The sequence below is a fragment of the Moheibacter sediminis genome (genome assembly GCF_900176425.1).
GTDB classification, from domain to species: Bacteria; Bacteroidota; Bacteroidia; order Flavobacteriales; family Weeksellaceae; genus Moheibacter; species Moheibacter sediminis.
This window is the reverse complement of record NZ_FWXS01000008.1, coordinates 166,776-183,365: the sequence shown is the minus strand read 5'-3', so window position 1 is coordinate 183,365 and position 16,590 is coordinate 166,776. Positions and strand designations below refer to the sequence as shown.

The 16,590-nt window shown below is 34.6% G+C and carries 18 protein-coding genes and 1 tRNA gene; 2 read left to right on the top strand and 17 right to left on the bottom strand.

All coding sequences use genetic code 11. The features are described 5' to 3' along the window. Together B8977_RS12335 and B8977_RS12330 are read right to left on the bottom strand one after the other, a co-directional pair. The coding region (locus B8977_RS12335; RefSeq protein ID WP_084018027.1) for an immunoglobulin domain-containing protein at positions 1-1,721 on the bottom strand (1,721 nt) is incomplete at its 3' end. Between the two features lie 182 nt (positions 1,722-1,903). Continuing rightward, the gene (locus B8977_RS12330; RefSeq protein ID WP_143736500.1) at positions 1,904-3,436 is read right to left on the bottom strand and encodes a tetratricopeptide repeat protein; all 1,533 of its coding nucleotides are present in this window, start codon (positions 3,434-3,436) and stop codon (positions 1,904-1,906) included. Between the two features lie 183 nt (positions 3,437-3,619). Between B8977_RS12330 and B8977_RS12325 the strand changes: the two genes are divergently transcribed. Continuing rightward, positions 3,620-4,021 carry a hypothetical protein gene (locus B8977_RS12325; RefSeq protein WP_084018025.1) on the top strand — a complete coding sequence of 134 codons (402 nt, stop codon included), beginning with the start codon at positions 3,620-3,622 and terminating at the stop codon, positions 4,019-4,021. A gap of 237 nt (positions 4,022-4,258) precedes the next feature. On the opposite strand, the gene B8977_RS12320 is transcribed toward B8977_RS12325, so the two are convergent. The 15 genes from B8977_RS12320 to lysA all read right to left on the bottom strand — a co-directional run bounded on the left by B8977_RS12320 (position 4,259) and on the right by lysA (position 15,573). After that, a complete protein-coding gene (locus B8977_RS12320; protein WP_084018024.1) occupies positions 4,259-5,674 on the bottom strand; it encodes an amidohydrolase family protein in 1,416 nt (471 codons plus the stop codon). A gap of 295 nt (positions 5,675-5,969) precedes the next feature. Next, positions 5,970-6,725: a LytR/AlgR family response regulator transcription factor gene (locus B8977_RS12310; RefSeq protein ID WP_084018022.1), complete on the bottom strand. Its 756-nt coding sequence runs from the start codon at positions 6,723-6,725 to the stop codon at positions 5,970-5,972. Further along, complete coding sequence (locus tag B8977_RS12305) at positions 6,722-7,750, bottom strand: sensor histidine kinase (RefSeq protein ID WP_084018021.1); 1,029 nt, start codon at positions 7,748-7,750, stop codon at positions 6,722-6,724. The genes B8977_RS12310 and B8977_RS12305 overlap by 4 nt, the downstream gene beginning before the upstream one ends. Positions 7,751-7,757: 7 nt before the next feature. Then, entirely contained in the window at positions 7,758-8,753 is a 996-nt protein-coding gene (locus tag B8977_RS12300; RefSeq protein ID WP_084018020.1) for an NAD-dependent epimerase/dehydratase family protein, read from the bottom strand. Continuing rightward, entirely contained in the window at positions 8,750-9,547 is a 798-nt protein-coding gene (locus tag B8977_RS12295; protein ID WP_084018019.1) for an SDR family NAD(P)-dependent oxidoreductase, read from the bottom strand. The genes B8977_RS12300 and B8977_RS12295 overlap by 4 nt, the downstream gene beginning before the upstream one ends. Beyond that, positions 9,534-9,989, bottom strand: a complete 456-nt coding sequence (locus tag B8977_RS12290) for a DUF2062 domain-containing protein (RefSeq protein ID WP_084018018.1) — start codon at positions 9,987-9,989, stop codon at positions 9,534-9,536. Before B8977_RS12290 ends, B8977_RS12295 begins: the two co-directional genes overlap by 14 nt. Beyond that, positions 9,989-10,594, bottom strand: a complete 606-nt coding sequence (locus B8977_RS12285) for an START domain-containing protein (RefSeq protein WP_084018017.1) — start codon at positions 10,592-10,594, stop codon at positions 9,989-9,991. The genes B8977_RS12290 and B8977_RS12285 overlap by 1 nt, the downstream gene beginning before the upstream one ends. 264 nt (positions 10,595-10,858) lie before the next feature. Further along, positions 10,859-11,041, bottom strand: a complete 183-nt coding sequence (locus B8977_RS15035; RefSeq protein ID WP_143736498.1) for a hypothetical protein — start codon at positions 11,039-11,041, stop codon at positions 10,859-10,861. 144 nt (positions 11,042-11,185) lie between these two features. Next, positions 11,186-11,899, bottom strand: coding sequence for a class I SAM-dependent methyltransferase (locus B8977_RS12280; RefSeq protein ID WP_084018016.1), 714 nt, complete (start codon positions 11,897-11,899; stop codon positions 11,186-11,188). 158 nt (positions 11,900-12,057) lie between these two features. Then, positions 12,058-12,348 (bottom strand): YdeI/OmpD-associated family protein, encoded by a 291-nt coding sequence (locus tag B8977_RS12275; RefSeq protein ID WP_084018015.1) that lies wholly within the window; start codon positions 12,346-12,348, stop codon positions 12,058-12,060. A gap of 13 nt (positions 12,349-12,361) precedes the next feature. Continuing rightward, entirely contained in the window at positions 12,362-12,748 is a 387-nt protein-coding gene (locus B8977_RS12270) for a DoxX family protein (protein WP_084018036.1), read from the bottom strand. Positions 12,749-12,753: 5 nt separating this feature from the next. Continuing rightward, complete coding sequence (locus B8977_RS12265) at positions 12,754-13,218, bottom strand: SRPBCC family protein (RefSeq protein ID WP_084018014.1); 465 nt, start codon at positions 13,216-13,218, stop codon at positions 12,754-12,756. A 3-nt stretch (positions 13,219-13,221) separates the two neighbouring features. Further along, positions 13,222-13,542: an ArsR/SmtB family transcription factor gene (locus B8977_RS12260; protein ID WP_084018013.1), complete on the bottom strand. Its 321-nt coding sequence runs from the start codon at positions 13,540-13,542 to the stop codon at positions 13,222-13,224. A gap of 661 nt (positions 13,543-14,203) precedes the next feature. Then, positions 14,204-14,288 (bottom strand) — tRNA-Ser (locus tag B8977_RS12250). Between the two features lie 73 nt (positions 14,289-14,361). Next, the gene (lysA, locus tag B8977_RS12245) at positions 14,362-15,573 is read right to left on the bottom strand and encodes a diaminopimelate decarboxylase (protein ID WP_084018011.1); all 1,212 of its coding nucleotides are present in this window, start codon (positions 15,571-15,573) and stop codon (positions 14,362-14,364) included. A 296-nt stretch (positions 15,574-15,869) separates the two neighbouring features. On the opposite strand from lysA, the gene B8977_RS12240 reads away from it, so the two are divergent. Then, positions 15,870-16,424, top strand: coding sequence for a hypothetical protein (locus B8977_RS12240; RefSeq protein WP_084018010.1), 555 nt, complete (start codon positions 15,870-15,872; stop codon positions 16,422-16,424). Positions 16,425-16,590: the final 166 nt, after the last annotated feature.

Below are 16,590 nucleotides of genomic sequence, written 5' to 3'. Positions count from 1 at the left end.
CAATAAGTTGTATTTTCTGTTAAAACTTCGGTTACAAAAAGATTTCCGTGGTATAAATATTCGGTATCGTCTTCATTTGCATACCAGAAAATCACGTTGCTCGGTGAGCTTGCGTACAAACTAGCTTCGTTTCCGGAACAGATAGCATAAGTCGTTTCGGCCTCTAATACAGGTAATGGATTTACAGTGATTATAATTTCTGTTCTTCCCGTTTTACAAACTCCGTTTGCAGCCTCAACCCAATAAGAAGTGGTTTCTGTCAATTCCGGCAATTCAAATTCAGTTCCTGTAAAAATTGGCGTTTCGGCTTCTGCTGCATCATACCAGCTGATCAATTCTGCTTCTGCATCGGCAGTCAAAGTCAATTCTTCTCCCACACAAATGGTATGTGTCGTGTCAATTGTTAATTCCGGAACCAAACAGTCAGGGCTTAGTTTAGCCACTAAAATATCATAATCTCCATGATTACCTGGTATATCACCATCATTGGAATTAGATCCGCCCACTGTAACAAAACCACCATCAGGTGTTAAGACCATTCCATATATCATATCTCGGCCGCTTCCTCCAAAACTTTTTGACCAGATAATTTCACCTGAAGCAACATCAATTTTCATTAAATTGGCATCTTGTTGAATCATATCACCTAATACAAAATTCCCGTCAGAAGTTATTTCAAGTGTCACAGCCCCCCACATACCATGATAACTTCTTTCCCATTCTATAGCCCCATCATCATCTAATTTAATAACCCATCTGGTATTGAGGTTATCTACTCCGTTAGAGACGTCGCCATCTGCGGATGATGAAACTCCAGAAACGATGTAACCATTATTTGGTAATTGTTTTACAGAATGTGCAACTTGACCACGACTTCCACCGAAAGTTTTAGACCATTCGATATTACCGGTCTGGCCCATCTTTACCACCCATAAATCAGCAATTCCTTTCAATGGTGGAGCATCTCCTCCGATAGCAGAAGTTGAACCTCCAGCTATGTAACCTCCATCTGAAGTTTGCTCGATACTTTCAAATCGCGATGAACCATCGTATCCTCCAAAAGCTTTTTGCCAAACAATATTTCCTTGACTATCTAAATTTACTACCCAAGCATCCATGTCATAACCTCCATCTGACTGATGGCTGTCTGTTACATCTCCGCTATTGGAATTGCTGGTTCCCGAAATGATGTAGCCACCATTTGCAGTGACCTTAATATCGTTCAGTAATTCTCTGTGATTTCCACCCAAAGTTTTCTGCCATTCAATATTTCCTGCACTATCAATTTTGACAATCCAATAATCATCTTGATAGTCACCGTACCACTCTCCTTCATACCAATATTCTCCGTGTGTTCCGGAAACGTCAATATTGTTAGAATCTGTCATTCCAGCCAATATATAACCTCCGTCTGGTGTAGGAACTACTTTTCTTGCCTGATCTGAATTTGTCCCACCATAATTCTTAGTCCATTCTATATTTCCTGAACTGTCTAATTTAGCAACCCAATAGTCATAATTCCCATAGTTAGCTGTTACATCACCGTCAACCATATAAGTATTTCCTATCGCAATATACCCTCCGTCAAGTGTATTGGCAATACCCCAACCTTCATCGCCACCCGTACTTCCAAGATTTTTAGCCCACTCAACTTGTGGTAAGACTTGCGCATTTGTAAAGACTACTCCAAGCAGTAATAGATAAAATAAATGTTTTCTCATTGTGTTGTTTAATTTTATAAGACAAAACTAATCGTCTTGATAGATTTAACGGCGTTTTACCAGACCCTATATGTACCCAATGAGGCATTTTAACACAGACCTAACATGTGCCTAACATAGAGCATCGTTGAATTAAAGAATTGATTTATAGATTTTTGTAAAATAGAAGTTGAAAACTTGATTTAAATTTGATTGAAAAAATAATAAAGTTCTTGCTCAGCCGAGATGTTTAATCTTTTTCTGATGCGGTTCTTTTTATTCTTGACAGTTTTAGGTTCTATATTTTGAATTTGTGCAATTTCTTTTGTGGAAAGTTTAAGTTTGAGCAAGGCACAAAATTCAATTTCAGACTCAACTAATTTTGAATTAATTTGAATTAATTTTTTATAAAAATCAGGAAACTTATCATGAAACGCAATGATGAAAGATTTGTCATCATTTTTAGCCATTTCAATCAATTGTGTGTAAACCTGCTGCTCTTCCAAAATCGAAGGTTTGTTTTGATCAAGGTACAATTCTTCCGCTTTTTCTTGTGTTGCTAAAAGCTTATTTTTTCTAATGGAATTAATCAGGAAAAATGACATCACGAGCAGCAAAACTCCTGCACCTAACGCAATATGAATGGTATAACTTTTCTCTTTCAACAGGTTATCATCTATAATTTTGTTGAGCGAACTACTTTTATTTCTTTCCAATTCGATGGTAATGTCTTTGGCTTTGTGTAAATATAAATTTGCCTGCTGTGCACTGTCCAAGGCTTCGTAAGACTCAACCAATTCCTCATAAAGCAGATTTTTTTCATGCAGATTTGCAGCTAATCGAGGTTCTAATTTTTCTGCTTGTTTAAGAGATTTCAATGCCGTCAGGTAATCTTTTTTCCGATTGTAAATTTGACCTAAAATCAATAAGTTTCGAAATTGATTCAGGCTTACTTCATCATTTTTGCCATCACTTAAAAGCAATGATTTCTCGATGAAATACGCAGCAGAATCAAGCATGTTTAATTCAAGATTAACCGCTCCCAGATTGGTAAAATTATAATACCTGATTTTTTTTCTTTGCTCATTGTCTTTTACCTTGCTGATATACTCATCGACTTTTATAAGCATCTTTTTTGCGGTTCCAAAATCACCCTGACCTTCATATACGTTTGCAATTTTTATATGATTGATCGCTTTGGGATAATTCATTTTATCATCCGTTTGATCAGATTTTTCAAGCAATTGATTGCTTTTGTGGAATTCTTCAATGGCTTGGTTGGGCAAACCACTAAAAGAATAAATTTCCAATAAATGTGAATGCGCCGCAGATTGCCAATAATAATTGTCATATTCGATAGCTTTCTCGTCGAGTTCTTTTGCAGCTTTGATAGCTTTTTTTAAATCTGTTTTCCTGACGTAGTACCAGGCTTTTTTAGAAAGCAAAGTCAGTTCAGCTTCTTTGTTGTCTTCTTTTAATGCCTGCTCAATCAATTCATCAATCCGAATAAAAGCTTGATCAGGTGCTGTCATCAACAAATCATTATTCTCTTTTAATTTTTCATCGAGCGTCTTTTGATTATTAAAATCATTTATTTGAGCAAATGAAGAAGATGCTATCAAAAATGCGCAAAAGAATATCCAAAGTTTAGGTTTCATCATCATAATCACCTCATACAAATCTGTATGTGGTAAAGTTAGAACTTTAAAAATATTATCATTTAAATTTTTAATCAAGAAGTATAAATAAATGATAACCCAGCATGAATTGGGACTTAATCATATTTACAATTCAGATGTTTGGACTTATTTAAAAAAATCAAACAACAACGCAATCATCTAAATACCAACATCTTGGTATTTTTACATTTATTTTTTATACTTATTTTTATAGAAATTAAAACTTAAAAAATTGTAATTATGAAAAAAGCACTTTCAACATTCTTAGTTCTATTCTTGTTGGGAATAGGTTTATCTAATGAAAAGACAACTGAAACTTTAAACTCTGGAGAATCATTTTTATTCTGTTTTGACATGTTTTATTCTGCCAATAATACAACGGATCAACTGACCTACAGCAGTAGTCCTTCGGGATTCATCGGATCAGGTGGTTATATTGAAATTTCTATCTCGGATCTTTGCAGCAATCTTGTTTATTATGAATACAAAACGATGAGTCCAAACTCCGGAGTGATCAATAAATCTTCATTTGCAGGTACAAGCTGTTCACCAAGTGGTATTAACCAAGATTACATTCTAACAATTGTTTGGTATGTTCCATCTTGCGGAGTCCGCAGTACAGGTGGATTAATTAATCTCTAGAAAATAAATCACGTAATCCAAACAAATAAGACAGGCATTGCCTGTCTTATTTGTTTTAGTTTTTTTATGAGTTTATTTTTAGCTGTAAGATCGCTCCACTTCTATTGTTTCAGGAAATAGAAATTTCTTCCTTTAAGAAAAGATTGGATTCAGTCATAAATAAATTTTCAGAGTTTAATCAAACTTGACAATTGTAAATCAGAGTATTTATTAATATTATAATCTTCTTGAAGTATTTCAATTACTCATCATTTTTTTCCAATCGAAATCCGGTTTTAAGGTATTATTCTTTGTGGCAAGTTCCGAGAGCATTTCATTTATTTTATCTTTTTCTATCAATTGGCCATTGACAATTACGCCTGAAATTTTACTTATATTTTTTATTTTGTCCAATGGATTTTCATCAAGCAAGATTAAGTCTGCCAGCTTTCCTACTTCCACGGTTCCAATTTTACTGTCCAGTCCCAGCCAAATTGCCGGCAGGCGTGTAGCAGAAACGAGTGCTTCCTCTGGTGTCATGCCTGCTTCAACCAAAAGTACTAATTCATCATGTAATGAAAATCCAGAAACGACTCCCGATACACCGGCATCAGTTCCAGCAGTGACGGGTACACCTGATTCTTTGAATGCTTTTACCAATAATTTCTGAAATTCTACCAATTTTTTAAAATATGCTATTGTTTCAGGCGTTGAATTTTTATTGTAACTATTGGAAGTAAGCCATTTACTCTGTAGAAGTGGATGCACATACGCAAGCGTTGTAAGAGATTCTAATCTTTCAAGTGAATTGGTCTGGTCTGCAATCCATTCCATTGCGGTTAAAGTAGGTGTGACCCAGGTTCCGTTTTCCTTGGCTATTTTTGCGAAACTTAATGCTTCTGCATAATTAAAATCTTTTGCACTTTTGGAAAATTCCTCTGCATGGGCAACCATATCAAAATGAGGCACGAAAGCCCCCTTCAAATCATTTTGGAAAACATTAGGGATATGCCCTACAGTTTTTAATCCTTGTTTATTTGCTTCATCTATGATGGCTTTATAAGTTTCAATGTTTAATTTGGAGTATAGCTTTATAAATTCAAACCCCTCTGCTTTTGCAATGCGTACAGTCTGCCTCCCCTGCTCTGGCGTATTTGCTCTCCTGCCATTTCCCTCTCCTCCATCAATAAGTGCTGCAACTGCGATACGTGGTCCCAATACACAACCTTTTTGAATCTCTTTTCTTTGAGAAAATGACTCCAAATTGGCATTTAAGTTGAATATTGTTGTTACTCCATTTGTCACAAATAATGTCATGATATCTTGTACTTCAAAGACAATGTCTGGCGCTTCAGTCGGAAATTTAGGTTTAGTGTTAACATCTGATGGTAAGTGTACATGCATGTCAATCAACCCTGGAATTAACCATTTCCCCTTTGCGTTGATGATTTTTACTCCGTCAGGAATTTCATTGTTAATTGATTGTATGTAATTGTCCTTAATTAAAACAGTAGCATTGTATATTACATGATTATTAATAGTCATTGGGATGATATTCACATTGGTTATGGCAATTTCAACTGATTGGTCAGATTTCTTTTGCGCACAAACCGAAAAGGGTATTACTAAAAATAGAGAAATCAGTATAATAGTGAATAAAAAATTACGAATCATTTTAACTATTTTAGATAAAAACTTAACCAATGGGTTTCATGAATTATTCTTGGTTTCGTAAATGTATTGAATTTAGTATGTATTGTTTTCTATGATTAAAGAAATTTCTTTCTCATAACATATTTTACCCATTGATTAAAATCCCAATATCCTGCAATTTCATAAAATTCTTTTTGGATTACAATCATATCCATATTGAAAAAATTCTCCGGCATTAAACCATGATTAACATAATTTATTAAAAGGTTGTCGTATCTTTTTACTAACTTATTTCTTACATTAAAATTCTTAAAAATCACCTTCCCAGCCATCCTTTAAATTCAGATGCCCGGCTACGGCTGACAATTATCTCCTGAAAATTTTCCTTGTTTGAAATCAGTTCCAATTTTAACCTTCCTGAAAACCATTGTTGGATTGATCGTATGGATTGAAAATGGATAATCATCCCACGGTTTATCCTGAAAAATAACTTTTCATCAAGTTCAGATTCAAGCTCATTTAAAGAAGCATCTAACAAATGTTTTTCTCCGCTAAAAAGATGCGCGACTGATAAACCACCTTCTGAACTGATGTAAGCAATTTCCCCCGTTTGAATCGTTTTATAAAAATCTCCAAGCTTCACTAAAAATCTTGATTTTTTTTCAGGAGCTTTCAGAATTTTCCCGAGTAAATTTTTATCAGGCAACTGAAAAACATTTCTGAAATTGTGGAACTTATCCATTGCTTTTTTGATGTCTGCAAAATCATAAGGTTTTACAATATAATCAATGCTGTTTTGTGAAAAAGATTCCAGCGCATAATCGCTGTAAGCCGTGGTGAAAATGATAGGTGAAGCGATTTCGACCTCTTCAAATATCCTGAAACAATTTCCGTCACTAAGTTCGATGTCTTGGAAAATCAAATCCGGCTGTTCATTTTCAGAAAACCACTCCAAAGCTTTTTCAACCGAATGCAGAACGGTTATGATCTTTACCAAAGGATCGTATTCATTGAGCAATTTCACCAGTCGTTCGGCTGTATGTTTTTCATCTTCACAAATCAGTATATTCATTTAGAGGAATTATTTAAGATTAACGGAATTTTCACTTTAAATTGCCCGTCATTTATCTCAAAATGAATTTCTTCCCCTCCTAAATGACTGATCCTTTTCGATAAATTATCCAATCCTATTCCCGTTGAAGATTCCGGTTTTTCTTTTGGACTAAAATTATTTGATATATACATAAATTGAACATCATTAAACAAATGAATTATCAATGGATTTTCTATGCTGAATCTCGTATGCTGAATTGTATTTTCAATCAGTAATTGTAAAGAATAAGGTGGTAAAATATATTTTTCAGAATCAACTGAAATTTCATTCACAATTTTTATCGCACTCCCAAACCGTGTTTTGATGAGAAAGAAATAATTCATAGCAAAATTCATTTCATCTTCCAATGTAACGTAAATCTTATCGTTCTGTTCTACGGCAAAACGCATCAATTTTGACAGTTTCAAAATGAATTCTTCTGCCAGATAAGGATCTTTATGGACCAATGACGACAAAACACTTAAACTATTGAACAAAAAATGAGGTTCGATCTGTGCTTTGAGCAATTTGTAATGAGCAATTGCGTTTTCTCTTTTCAGTTTTTCGGCAACAATTTCATTTTCCTTCGCAGCAATATCCGATTTGAAATATTCGTATAGTCCTACATTGGTTATAAAGATCAGCGTCAGCGCCAACGTCAAAGTTGGATTAAAATAACCAATATCTCCCCAGTCACTTTTATAATAAGTTGTATCAACGTATCTGTAAACCACATTCGTCACCAATGCAAAAAAATATCCATAACCGATATGGAAAAGTATATAAGGAATTAATTTTTTATGAGGAAACCATTTTAATTTCTTGATGAAATCCAAAAGATAAACAGCAGACATCCAAAGTGCAATTACAAAAAATGAAAGCAGAATTCCTCTTGTAGTGAAGTCAAAAAAATCATGGAAAGTCTCATCTCCCCATTTGATCATGAGATGCCAAAGGTAAATGACTAAAAGCCGTATGAAAAAAGTCCGCAGTTTTTTGTTCATCAGTCAATTATTGTCTAAGATAATTACTTTCTCGGAACCATTCAATCGAACTCGAGATACTTTTTCCCAAATCGGTTTCTGTCATTCCAAGTTCCTGCATTGCTTTTTGATTGGTAAAATAATTTTCTGTGAAAAATAATTTCAGATTCGCAGAAAGCATTTTATTTTTTCCGGAGGGAAATAAGTTTAAAATTCCTATCAAACCTTTCGCAATAAAGAAAGGAATAGGAACAAATATTTTTTTCCTTTTGGAATTTGAATTTTTATTAATTTCTGTAAAATATTCTCTGTATGTTTTGTTGATACCCGCAAGTAAATAACATTCCCCGGTTTTTCCAATTAACAATGAACTTACAACGGCTTCAGCTGCCGCATTCACATCCACAAAACTTTTCCCGCCTTTAGACGGATAAAATACAAATCTGTTTTTATGGACATACAGTAAAAGCTTTCCACTTGATGGTTTCCTATCGTAGCCTCCGATCATAAATGTCGGCGCAACTATAATCCCGGGAAAATCATTGCTCTTAGTTTCTTTCAGAACTAATTGCTGAGCAAGATATTTACTGTAGGCATAATTCGAATTTTTCAGAAAATCCATAAATCCTGAATTTTCATTTCCCGGAGCTTCAATAGTTCCATTTGTGAAACAATTGGCGGTACTTACCAAAATAAATCTTTTGATTTCAAATTTCTTAGATGCTTTTACCAGTAACTCTGTACTTAAGATATTTGCGGCTCTGTAAACTTCAAAATCGGGATTAGACTGTTCCGTCAAAGAGGCACAGTGAATCACATAATCCTGATCCTGAACAATTGAGTCTATGAATTCTTCATCATTCAGGCTTCCGTATTTTACAATGCAGCCCAGTTCCTCCAGAAATAAAATATTATTTTTTGAACGAACCGAAACGGTAATTTCATAACCTTTCTCAGCAAGAACTCTTGCTATGTTATACCCAAGAAAACCTGTGGCTCCCGTCAATAAAACTTTTTTCTTCATTTTATGATTTCTAATTCTTTCTTAATTTTAGCACTGATAAGGTTCAACTGAAAATTTATGGGAATAATTCTCTGTAAAACGGAACTCAGCTGATTGATTTTTCCCGGAATGATGATCGCTTCTTTTTTCATCAATTTCTCCATACAAATTTCAGCAGTTTTTTCCGGAGAAAGTATGGAAAGACGAACCAATCCTTTGTGAGAGCCGATTCTTTTAGCTACATCGGGATTGGTAGGCATACCACCGGGATGTGCGACAGCAACATGAACGTGGGTTTTTTTAAGCTCCGTTTGTAAACCTCTGGAAAATGAATAAACAAATGCTTTACTTGCTGGATAAATGGTCTTGAAAGGCATCGGCACAAATGCCGCAAGGCTTGATATGTTTAAAATAAAAGCTTGATTTTGTTGTTTCAATTGAGGTAAAAGCTGATGTGTCAAAATCACCAACGAACGCATATTGAGCAAAACAATGTTGTCAATGTATTCAGAAGTTGCATCCAAAAAGGCTTTTGTACCACCCATTCCAGCATTATTGACCAATATGTCAATCTGATAATTTTTTAATTCTTTACATAAATCATATAATTGACTTGAATCGGTCAGATCCAGTTCAAATGTCAAAACTTCAATGTCATATTTCTGAATTAAATTCTGTTTCAGAATAGTCAAATTTTCATTGGGAAGCGAAATCAAAACCAGATTTCTTCCATGTTTACCACAGATTTCAGCAAAAGCTTTTCCCAGACCCTGACTTGCTCCGGTTATCACGGTGTAATTTTTAGCTGACTGCATAGCTTCTGTAATTTTTAATCCAATAAAAAACTATGTAATAATTAACTACTGCAGAAATAATTCCCATGATAATCCCACCCACAAGTAGAGATTGAAATGCTTCGATACCGGAAGCAAATACAATTCGTAAAAAATCGAAAGAAATTTCATTTGGAATTACAAATTTCGGCTGAGTTCCTAAGAAACTTTTTCCAATCCAGTAATTGAACGAAAATATAAATCCCGCAGTGAAAAGATTAGTTTTAATAACACCTAAAAAAACAGATTTTTTATTTAATTTCAGCAAAGCCCCCAAAGTCAGTGATGACAGAATATGAAATCCCGGGATGGGAAGCATTCCAATGAATGAACCCAGTGCAAATCCTTTGGCGATATAAGCCGGTTCTCCTTCAAAGGAAATGATTTGTCGTTTAAAACGATTGATTACACTTGGCAGATTCATCACGAAACACTTTTTTTCAACAAACCAATCGATTGAATAAGTTTTTTCTGGATAATCGGGTCCGTAACAGATCGAGGAAACTCAGGCTTATCATAAGTCAGTGTTGTATAAATTACTTTTGTATTTCCATTTTTTAATGGAATGAACTTCCATTCGGATTCCAGAGAATTTATCCTGTTTTTATCTTTGCGCAGTGGTTTAGCATTGGGTGTGCTTTTCATTTTTATCAGGCTATAGTTTTTTGTTTTGATCAGTTCATTTTGAGTTACTAAATCTTTAGATTTAAGGGGCCAAGGCAGATTAAAACTCAGATAAGTTAACCACTCGTTTCCTGAGACGTCACTTATTTTGCATTCATCGGAAGAAGTCTGCCATTTTTTAAGGTTTGTGCTACTGGTAAATTGTTCTATCACCATAGAAGCATCACTTTCTACAGTGAACTCCACTTTCATTTCACGTATTTTTTGTTGCTCTGAAACTTGCAACCAACGATAACTTATATCAATATTATTTTCGCTTTTAACGAGCTCCCATTCCGATTTTTTTTCCTGCGCATTTCCCAATGACAAAAAAAAGATGTTAAAAATTAAATAAGTGAATTTCATATAATTGATTTGATTTTGTTCCAAATGTAAAGACGGATCTCTCCATCCAAAATCAATTTCTTATGAATGGTAGAATTTAAGCCTGAATGGTAAAATATAGTGAACAAATGGTCTTCACCCGGCATAAGATTTCCTAATTCATAAATGATATTTTAGTATAATTCAAATTGTAGGTGATACTTTTGTGAAACATGCCCTAAAGTTTCTATTTTTTCAGGTACGTATTCGTTGTAATACTTAATATATGGAAAAGCAATAGCTTTTTCATTCTAGATTGGAAAGCGGATGCCCTTCGTTTGCTTCAAACAAAGGGCATCCTTTCTTATTTTTGATCATTGTGTTTTCATGATCTCCGGGTTTCAAATCTCCTATCAACACATCTGAAACACCTGATAAAGAAAAATCCGTTTCCACTAGAATCTGAAGAATGGAAAAGCAACTAAACAACCTTTTAGTTGCGCTGGTTTTCTTTTTAAATTACAGCATGAACACATGTGAAACATTATCAACAATATTGAATTGTCAGTAATGTAGCCAATACTATCTGCTTCAGCAGTATAAAAAGAGGTACTATAATATTTTCCTAATTTATCAACTTCTTCGAACTGCTCGGATACACATAAAAGCAGGAAAATCATTTAATTCTTTAAAGTGCTTGGGGTCCAGATGCTCAAATTCTTTTGTGGGCTTTGGTTCCACCAATTTGTCGATGTAAAATCCGTTCTCGGCCAATGGTAGCAGGCATCCACTTAGCGGCCTTCTGAAACTATTAACCTCTATTGGTTTTCCAAATCCCGACCAGGTACATTTTACAGCTTCCACTTCAAAATATTTAGTGGATTTAAAGTAATTGAATTCAAAAAAGGGATGCTCAATTGATATAACCAGTGTTCCGTTCGGCTTTAATACCCTATAGAATTCTTTGATCGTTAAAGTCCAATCTTCTACATAATGAAGAGCTAATGCGCATAGGACGGTATCAAACGATTCATTGTTGAGCATATCAAAAGGATTGGATAAGTCATGTACAAAAAAAGTTCCTCGCTCATTATTCCTCTGCCGAGCCAATTGTATCATTTTCGGACTCATATCAAAACCTGTTACATTGGCTCCCTGTGCCAGTAATAATTCAGCATACTTTCCCGGTCCGCAGGCTGCATCAAGTATAGAGGCTCCTTTTACATTAGTAATTAGCTCTAATGTGTTTGGCCTGTCGTAATATGCATTATGAGGCTTATGTTCAATCAGTGCATTATATTTTTCAGCCATTTCTTCATAAGCCGATAATATCTTTTGTTTTATCATCTGTGTTTTCTTTTATTTATTCGTTTTTTATGAAACTGTCAATAAACCCCAAATGTCGATTAGAATTCCCAAAGCTGAAATTTAGCAATACTGCCCCAATTTCACAAAACCCCTGTTATGGGCTGGGCTTTCTCATTAAATTGTCATTCCTTTTACCTTTAAGTATCCAAATTTTTGAACCACTTTTTAGCTGACTCTCTCCTATGAGGACAACCAGGCCAACAGCACGGACGCTTTTTTCCGTCTAATATATCTTTGCTTAGTCGTTGAATATGTTCCTTTCTTGTTTCTTCCTGTTTTACAATTGTGGTCCAGCAAATCCATTCATTACGTGCAAGTGGCGTTAAATTATTCCATTTTTCCAACAATTCAGGTTTAGAAAGTAGAACCGCCTTTATATCATCGGGTACAATGTGAGCCACACCTTCTTCAATAATTATTTTTTCCATTGTTTTTAAGATCTTAAACAGATTTATTAAAATTGATTTTTCTGTCAGCAGGTCTGAAATACCAAGACAAAACAGTTACTGTCAGTAATATCAATGACGGTAATGCTTCTGAAAATGCTTGTCCGACTATCAAATGTGAAATGGTAGCTCCCGACATTACAAAGAAAAATCCGGCATAAGCCCATTCCTTATAAAGTGGGAATTTTGGGATGAGAATAATAACAACTCCTAAGATTTTCCAAGTACCGATTATGGATAATAAATACAACGGATAGCCAAGTTTTGTTACTATTTCGTTGTATCCTCCAATTTGAAGTATTTGTTGTACTCCTCCTGCTAACATTCCGATTGAAAGAAATATGGTAACAACCCAATAAATAATTTTATTTTTTTTTCTCATTTGCATTATTTTAAATTGATTAATATTTCTTGTAATCTGTCGTGTGCCATATTTAACCCAGTAGCAAAAGGTAGTTTTAGTTGTTCTGCTCGGTGCTGTTCTGACTTATAAATTATTTGAATTGTCAGTTTACTGGTGTCGTCAGTAAGCTTTTCAAATTCCAAAAATTCAAGCTGAACACCAATAGGAGCATTTCCCATTTCAAATGTTCGTGTGATCTTCTGATTTGGAACAACTTCGTGAATTGTCCCATTAGCTTTGAAAACAATATTGCCGTTGTATGAAGTTTCAAACTGATAACTTCCGTGATTTTTATTTTCAAGTTTTATCACTTTTGTCCCCATCCATTGTTCAATAAGTTCGGATTCTGAATATGCTTTAAAGAGCAATTCTACTGATAAATCAAATTCTCTTGTTATTACTAATTCCTGTCTGTCGTCTTCGGCATTGATTTTTGTTTTTTTTTCCATTTTTTATTTGGTTTTATATTTTTTCATTACTTCTTCCAGTTTATTAAATTTAGTGTCCCACATTTGTCGGAAGGGTTCGATGAAGTCGGCTATTTCTTTCATTTTATTTGGATTGAAATGGTAATAAATTTCTCTGCCTTGTTGTTCCTGTTTTAGAAGTTCGCATTCGGTCAAAATTTGCAAGTGCTTAGAAACTGTTGGTCTTGCAGTGTCAAAGTTTGAAGCAATTGCACCGGCTGTCATTGATTGAGTTGTCAGTAAAAGTAAAATTGCTCTTCTTGTCGGGTCAGCAATGGCTTGAAATACGTCTCGTCTTAAATTCATTATGTAGTTATTTGACTACAAATATAAATGTAGTTATTTGGCTACGCAAATTTTTATTTGTAATTTCTCCGTGTCAATTAGAAATTGTCAAAAAATGCGCTGGATTTTGTTGTGGTGTCGGTTCTGTTAGAGAACTTAACTGCCTAGCATTACCAAAAGTACCCAAGCTGATCAAATGTTCTTAACCGACCAATACGATACTGGTTACCGCAGATAAAACCGGAATCACTTAAGTGAGTGGAAAGCTGACATTTACCATGCTGTTTGAATAGATATTCAGACATCGTCAAGCTATTGGTATTATATTACGGTAGATTTTCTGATGTCTAAAATTCTGTATCACTGGTAGGACATCATCTAACCCAAACACAATCGTTAATTTATTATTTACCGAATTTGCTTCTGTTAATCTTTCATTATAGGTTTTATAACGATTAATTTCAGCCTTGATACGTTTTTGTTTCCCATTAAATCGGAAATAAACGAACCATTTGTTAGTATCTTTTTTGGAAACCTTTGGGATTGTGAATTTTTGGTGCATTTCTGTAATTTTTAGAAACGCTTTGGGGGAGTGTTTTTAAATCATTGGTTAACGATTTTGTTAACCTTTTTATTTTTCGAACTCCTGAAACCCTTTACTGTAAAGGGTTTCGGAATTTCGCGGAGAAAGAGGGATTCGAACCCCCGGAGGTGTTACCCTCAACAGTTTTCAAGACTGCCGCAATCGACCACTCTGCCATTTCTCCAAAATGGAAACGAAAAATCGTTTCCTTATTTTGTGGGTGCAAATATAAACCTTTTTATTAATTCACAACAAGTCTAGAAAGAAATTTCTACTGTCGAGGCCAATAAATCTTCTATATTTTCTCTCCTTCTGATCAAATGCATCTCATTATCAATCCATAACACTTCTGCCGGACGAAAACGGGAATTATAATTTGAAGCCATCGAAAAACAATATGCGCCGGCATTCATGAAGCAAAGCACATCATTTTCCTTGATTTCATTTATTTTTCGGTTGTTTCCAAAGGTGTCCGTTTCACAAATGTAGCCTACAACTGTATAATACCTGTTTCTTCCGCTAGGATTAGAAATATTAACAATTTCATGGTGTGCACCATAAAACATAGGACGCTGTAAATGGTTGAAACCGCTATCAACTCCTGCAAAAACCGTTGAAGTTGTTTGTTTGATTACATTTACCGAAGCCAAAAAGAATCCTGCCTGACTTACTAGATATTTCCCAGGCTCAAACATCAGCGTTAATTCTTTCTTATAAGCTTTTTGAAATTGATTGAAACGCTCCCCTAACCTTTCTCCCAAATATTCAATATCCGTTTCATCTCCATTTGGATAATAAGGAACTTTGAACCCACTTCCGAAATCAAGATATTCCAATGCATTAAAATCCTTAGCAACTTCAAACAAAATTTCAGCACCCTGCAGGAAAACATCTATGTCCAAAATATCAGAACCCGTATGCATATGGATACCGTTGATTTTCATATTGGTATTTTCAACCATTCTTTTTACCAAAGGCATTTGGTGGATGGAAATCCCGAATTTTGAATCAATGTGACCTACCGAAATTTTAGCATTTCCACCTGCCATAATGTGCGGATTGATGCGTACACAAACCGGATAGTCCGGATATTCATGACCAAAATGTTCTAAAACGGAAATATTATCGATGTTGATCTTCAAACCCAATTTCACGGCCATTTCGATTTCCTCGAAAGAAACTCCGTTGGGTGTATAAATTATTTCATTCGGTTCAAAACCGGCTTTGATTCCGATCATTGCTTCCTGAATGGAAACCGTGTCCAGACCAGACCCGAGACTTTTGAAATACTTTAAAATATTCAGATTGGTATTCGCCTTACAAGCATAGTTCAACTTCAGCTTCTTGACAGAGTAGAAAGCATTGGTCATTCGTTCGTACTGCGATTTCATGATTTCGGTATCATACACATACAAAGGCGTTCCATACTCTTGTGCTGCCGATAGCAGTCTTTCTCTGTCAAAATTCATTTTTCTGTAAAATTTAAAGTGAGCCGCAAAAATAGGGATTTCAATTTATTAACTTCTATTCTATACTCTAAAATCATCGGGGCGTCCGGGCGGGCTGCTTCGGGCTACGCTTCGCTTCGGTCTTCCATTTCATTACAGACCGGCTCGTTCCTCGCCGCCCTGCACATCCCTGACGCAGTTTAAGTTTTCAGAACTTTATGTTATCACATTTAATGGAGGCAATTGTTAACACAACTTTTGAGTTATTTCGGATATCTTTGCCTTAGTGTCAAAATCCCAATCTTTGAAACAAATCGATGAAGAAAAAAATTAAAAATTATACGATTCATTTTATTAAGGAAATCATTCCGGTAATTGCCGGCATTCTGATTGCACTTTTCATCGATAACTGGAATTCTGAACGAAAAGATAAAACGTACATCTATCAGGTATTTTCGACAATAGATAGTGAATTAAAGGATTCTAAAGAAGACATAAAAGCAATCATTCCGCAACAGGAATCTTTGATTGATTCATTGGAATTTTATACTAACCACAAAGAGGTAACGGTAATGGATGTAGTGATGATATCTAAGGGAATTTATATACCTCAAATCAAAATGAGTGCATGGAAATCCGTCTCTAACAACAAAATTGATTTAATTGATTATCAAAAAATCACTTCACTTACTAATATCGAAGAACTGAAAGAAATACTGGATGATAAAAGTAAATTTTTGATGAGTTTTCTGTATTCGAACATTCATGATACGGACAAAAATACAAAACAAACTTTGAAAATGATCATTATGGACATCATGCAGACCGAAAAAACCTTGCAGCAAAGCATTGAATTATTTGAGGAAAAATGATGATTGATTTTGTGTTGACGTGAAATTTAGTTAATCAACTTAATCCCATAAAATTCATAAAAATTTTGATTAAAATTTCATAAATTGCACTCCTGATTTTTAGAAAAAAAGCAAAACAAACAAATATGAAATCGCAAGATTCCATGTTACAAAACAAACAAATAAA

Excerpts from the sequence above, each read along its gene's own strand:
- B8977_RS12300 (WP_084018020.1), bottom strand. The coding sequence starts at position 8,753 with ATGAAGAAAAAAGTTTTATTGACGGGAGCCACAGGTTTTCTTGGGTAT.
- B8977_RS12310 (WP_084018022.1), bottom strand. The coding sequence starts at position 6,725 with ATGAATATACTGATTTGTGAAGATGAAAAACATACAGCCGAACGACTG.
- B8977_RS12290 (WP_084018018.1), bottom strand. The coding sequence starts at position 9,989 with ATGAATCTGCCAAGTGTAATCAATCGTTTTAAACGACAAATCATTTCC.
- B8977_RS12265 (WP_084018014.1), bottom strand. The coding sequence starts at position 13,218 with ATGGAAAAAAAAACAAAAATCAATGCCGAAGACGACAGACAGGAATTA.
- B8977_RS12240 (WP_084018010.1), top strand. The coding sequence starts at position 15,870 with ATGAAGAAAAAAATTAAAAATTATACGATTCATTTTATTAAGGAAATC.
- B8977_RS12320 (WP_084018024.1), bottom strand. The coding sequence starts at position 5,674 with ATGATTCGTAATTTTTTATTCACTATTATACTGATTTCTCTATTTTTA.
- B8977_RS12285 (WP_084018017.1), bottom strand. The coding sequence starts at position 10,594 with ATGAAATTCACTTATTTAATTTTTAACATCTTTTTTTTGTCATTGGGA.
- B8977_RS12325 (WP_084018025.1), top strand. The coding sequence starts at position 3,620 with ATGAAAAAAGCACTTTCAACATTCTTAGTTCTATTCTTGTTGGGAATA.
- lysA (WP_084018011.1), bottom strand. The coding sequence starts at position 15,573 with ATGAATTTTGACAGAGAAAGACTGCTATCGGCAGCACAAGAGTATGGA.
- B8977_RS12280 (WP_084018016.1), bottom strand. The coding sequence starts at position 11,899 with ATGATAAAACAAAAGATATTATCGGCTTATGAAGAAATGGCTGAAAAA.
- B8977_RS12260 (WP_084018013.1), bottom strand. The coding sequence starts at position 13,542 with ATGAATTTAAGACGAGACGTATTTCAAGCCATTGCTGACCCGACAAGA.
- B8977_RS12270 (WP_084018036.1), bottom strand. The coding sequence starts at position 12,748 with ATGAGAAAAAAAAATAAAATTATTTATTGGGTTGTTACCATATTTCTT.
- B8977_RS12275 (WP_084018015.1), bottom strand. The coding sequence starts at position 12,348 with ATGGAAAAAATAATTATTGAAGAAGGTGTGGCTCACATTGTACCCGAT.
- B8977_RS12295 (WP_084018019.1), bottom strand. The coding sequence starts at position 9,547 with ATGCAGTCAGCTAAAAATTACACCGTGATAACCGGAGCAAGTCAGGGT.
- B8977_RS12305 (WP_084018021.1), bottom strand. The coding sequence starts at position 7,750 with ATGAACAAAAAACTGCGGACTTTTTTCATACGGCTTTTAGTCATTTAC.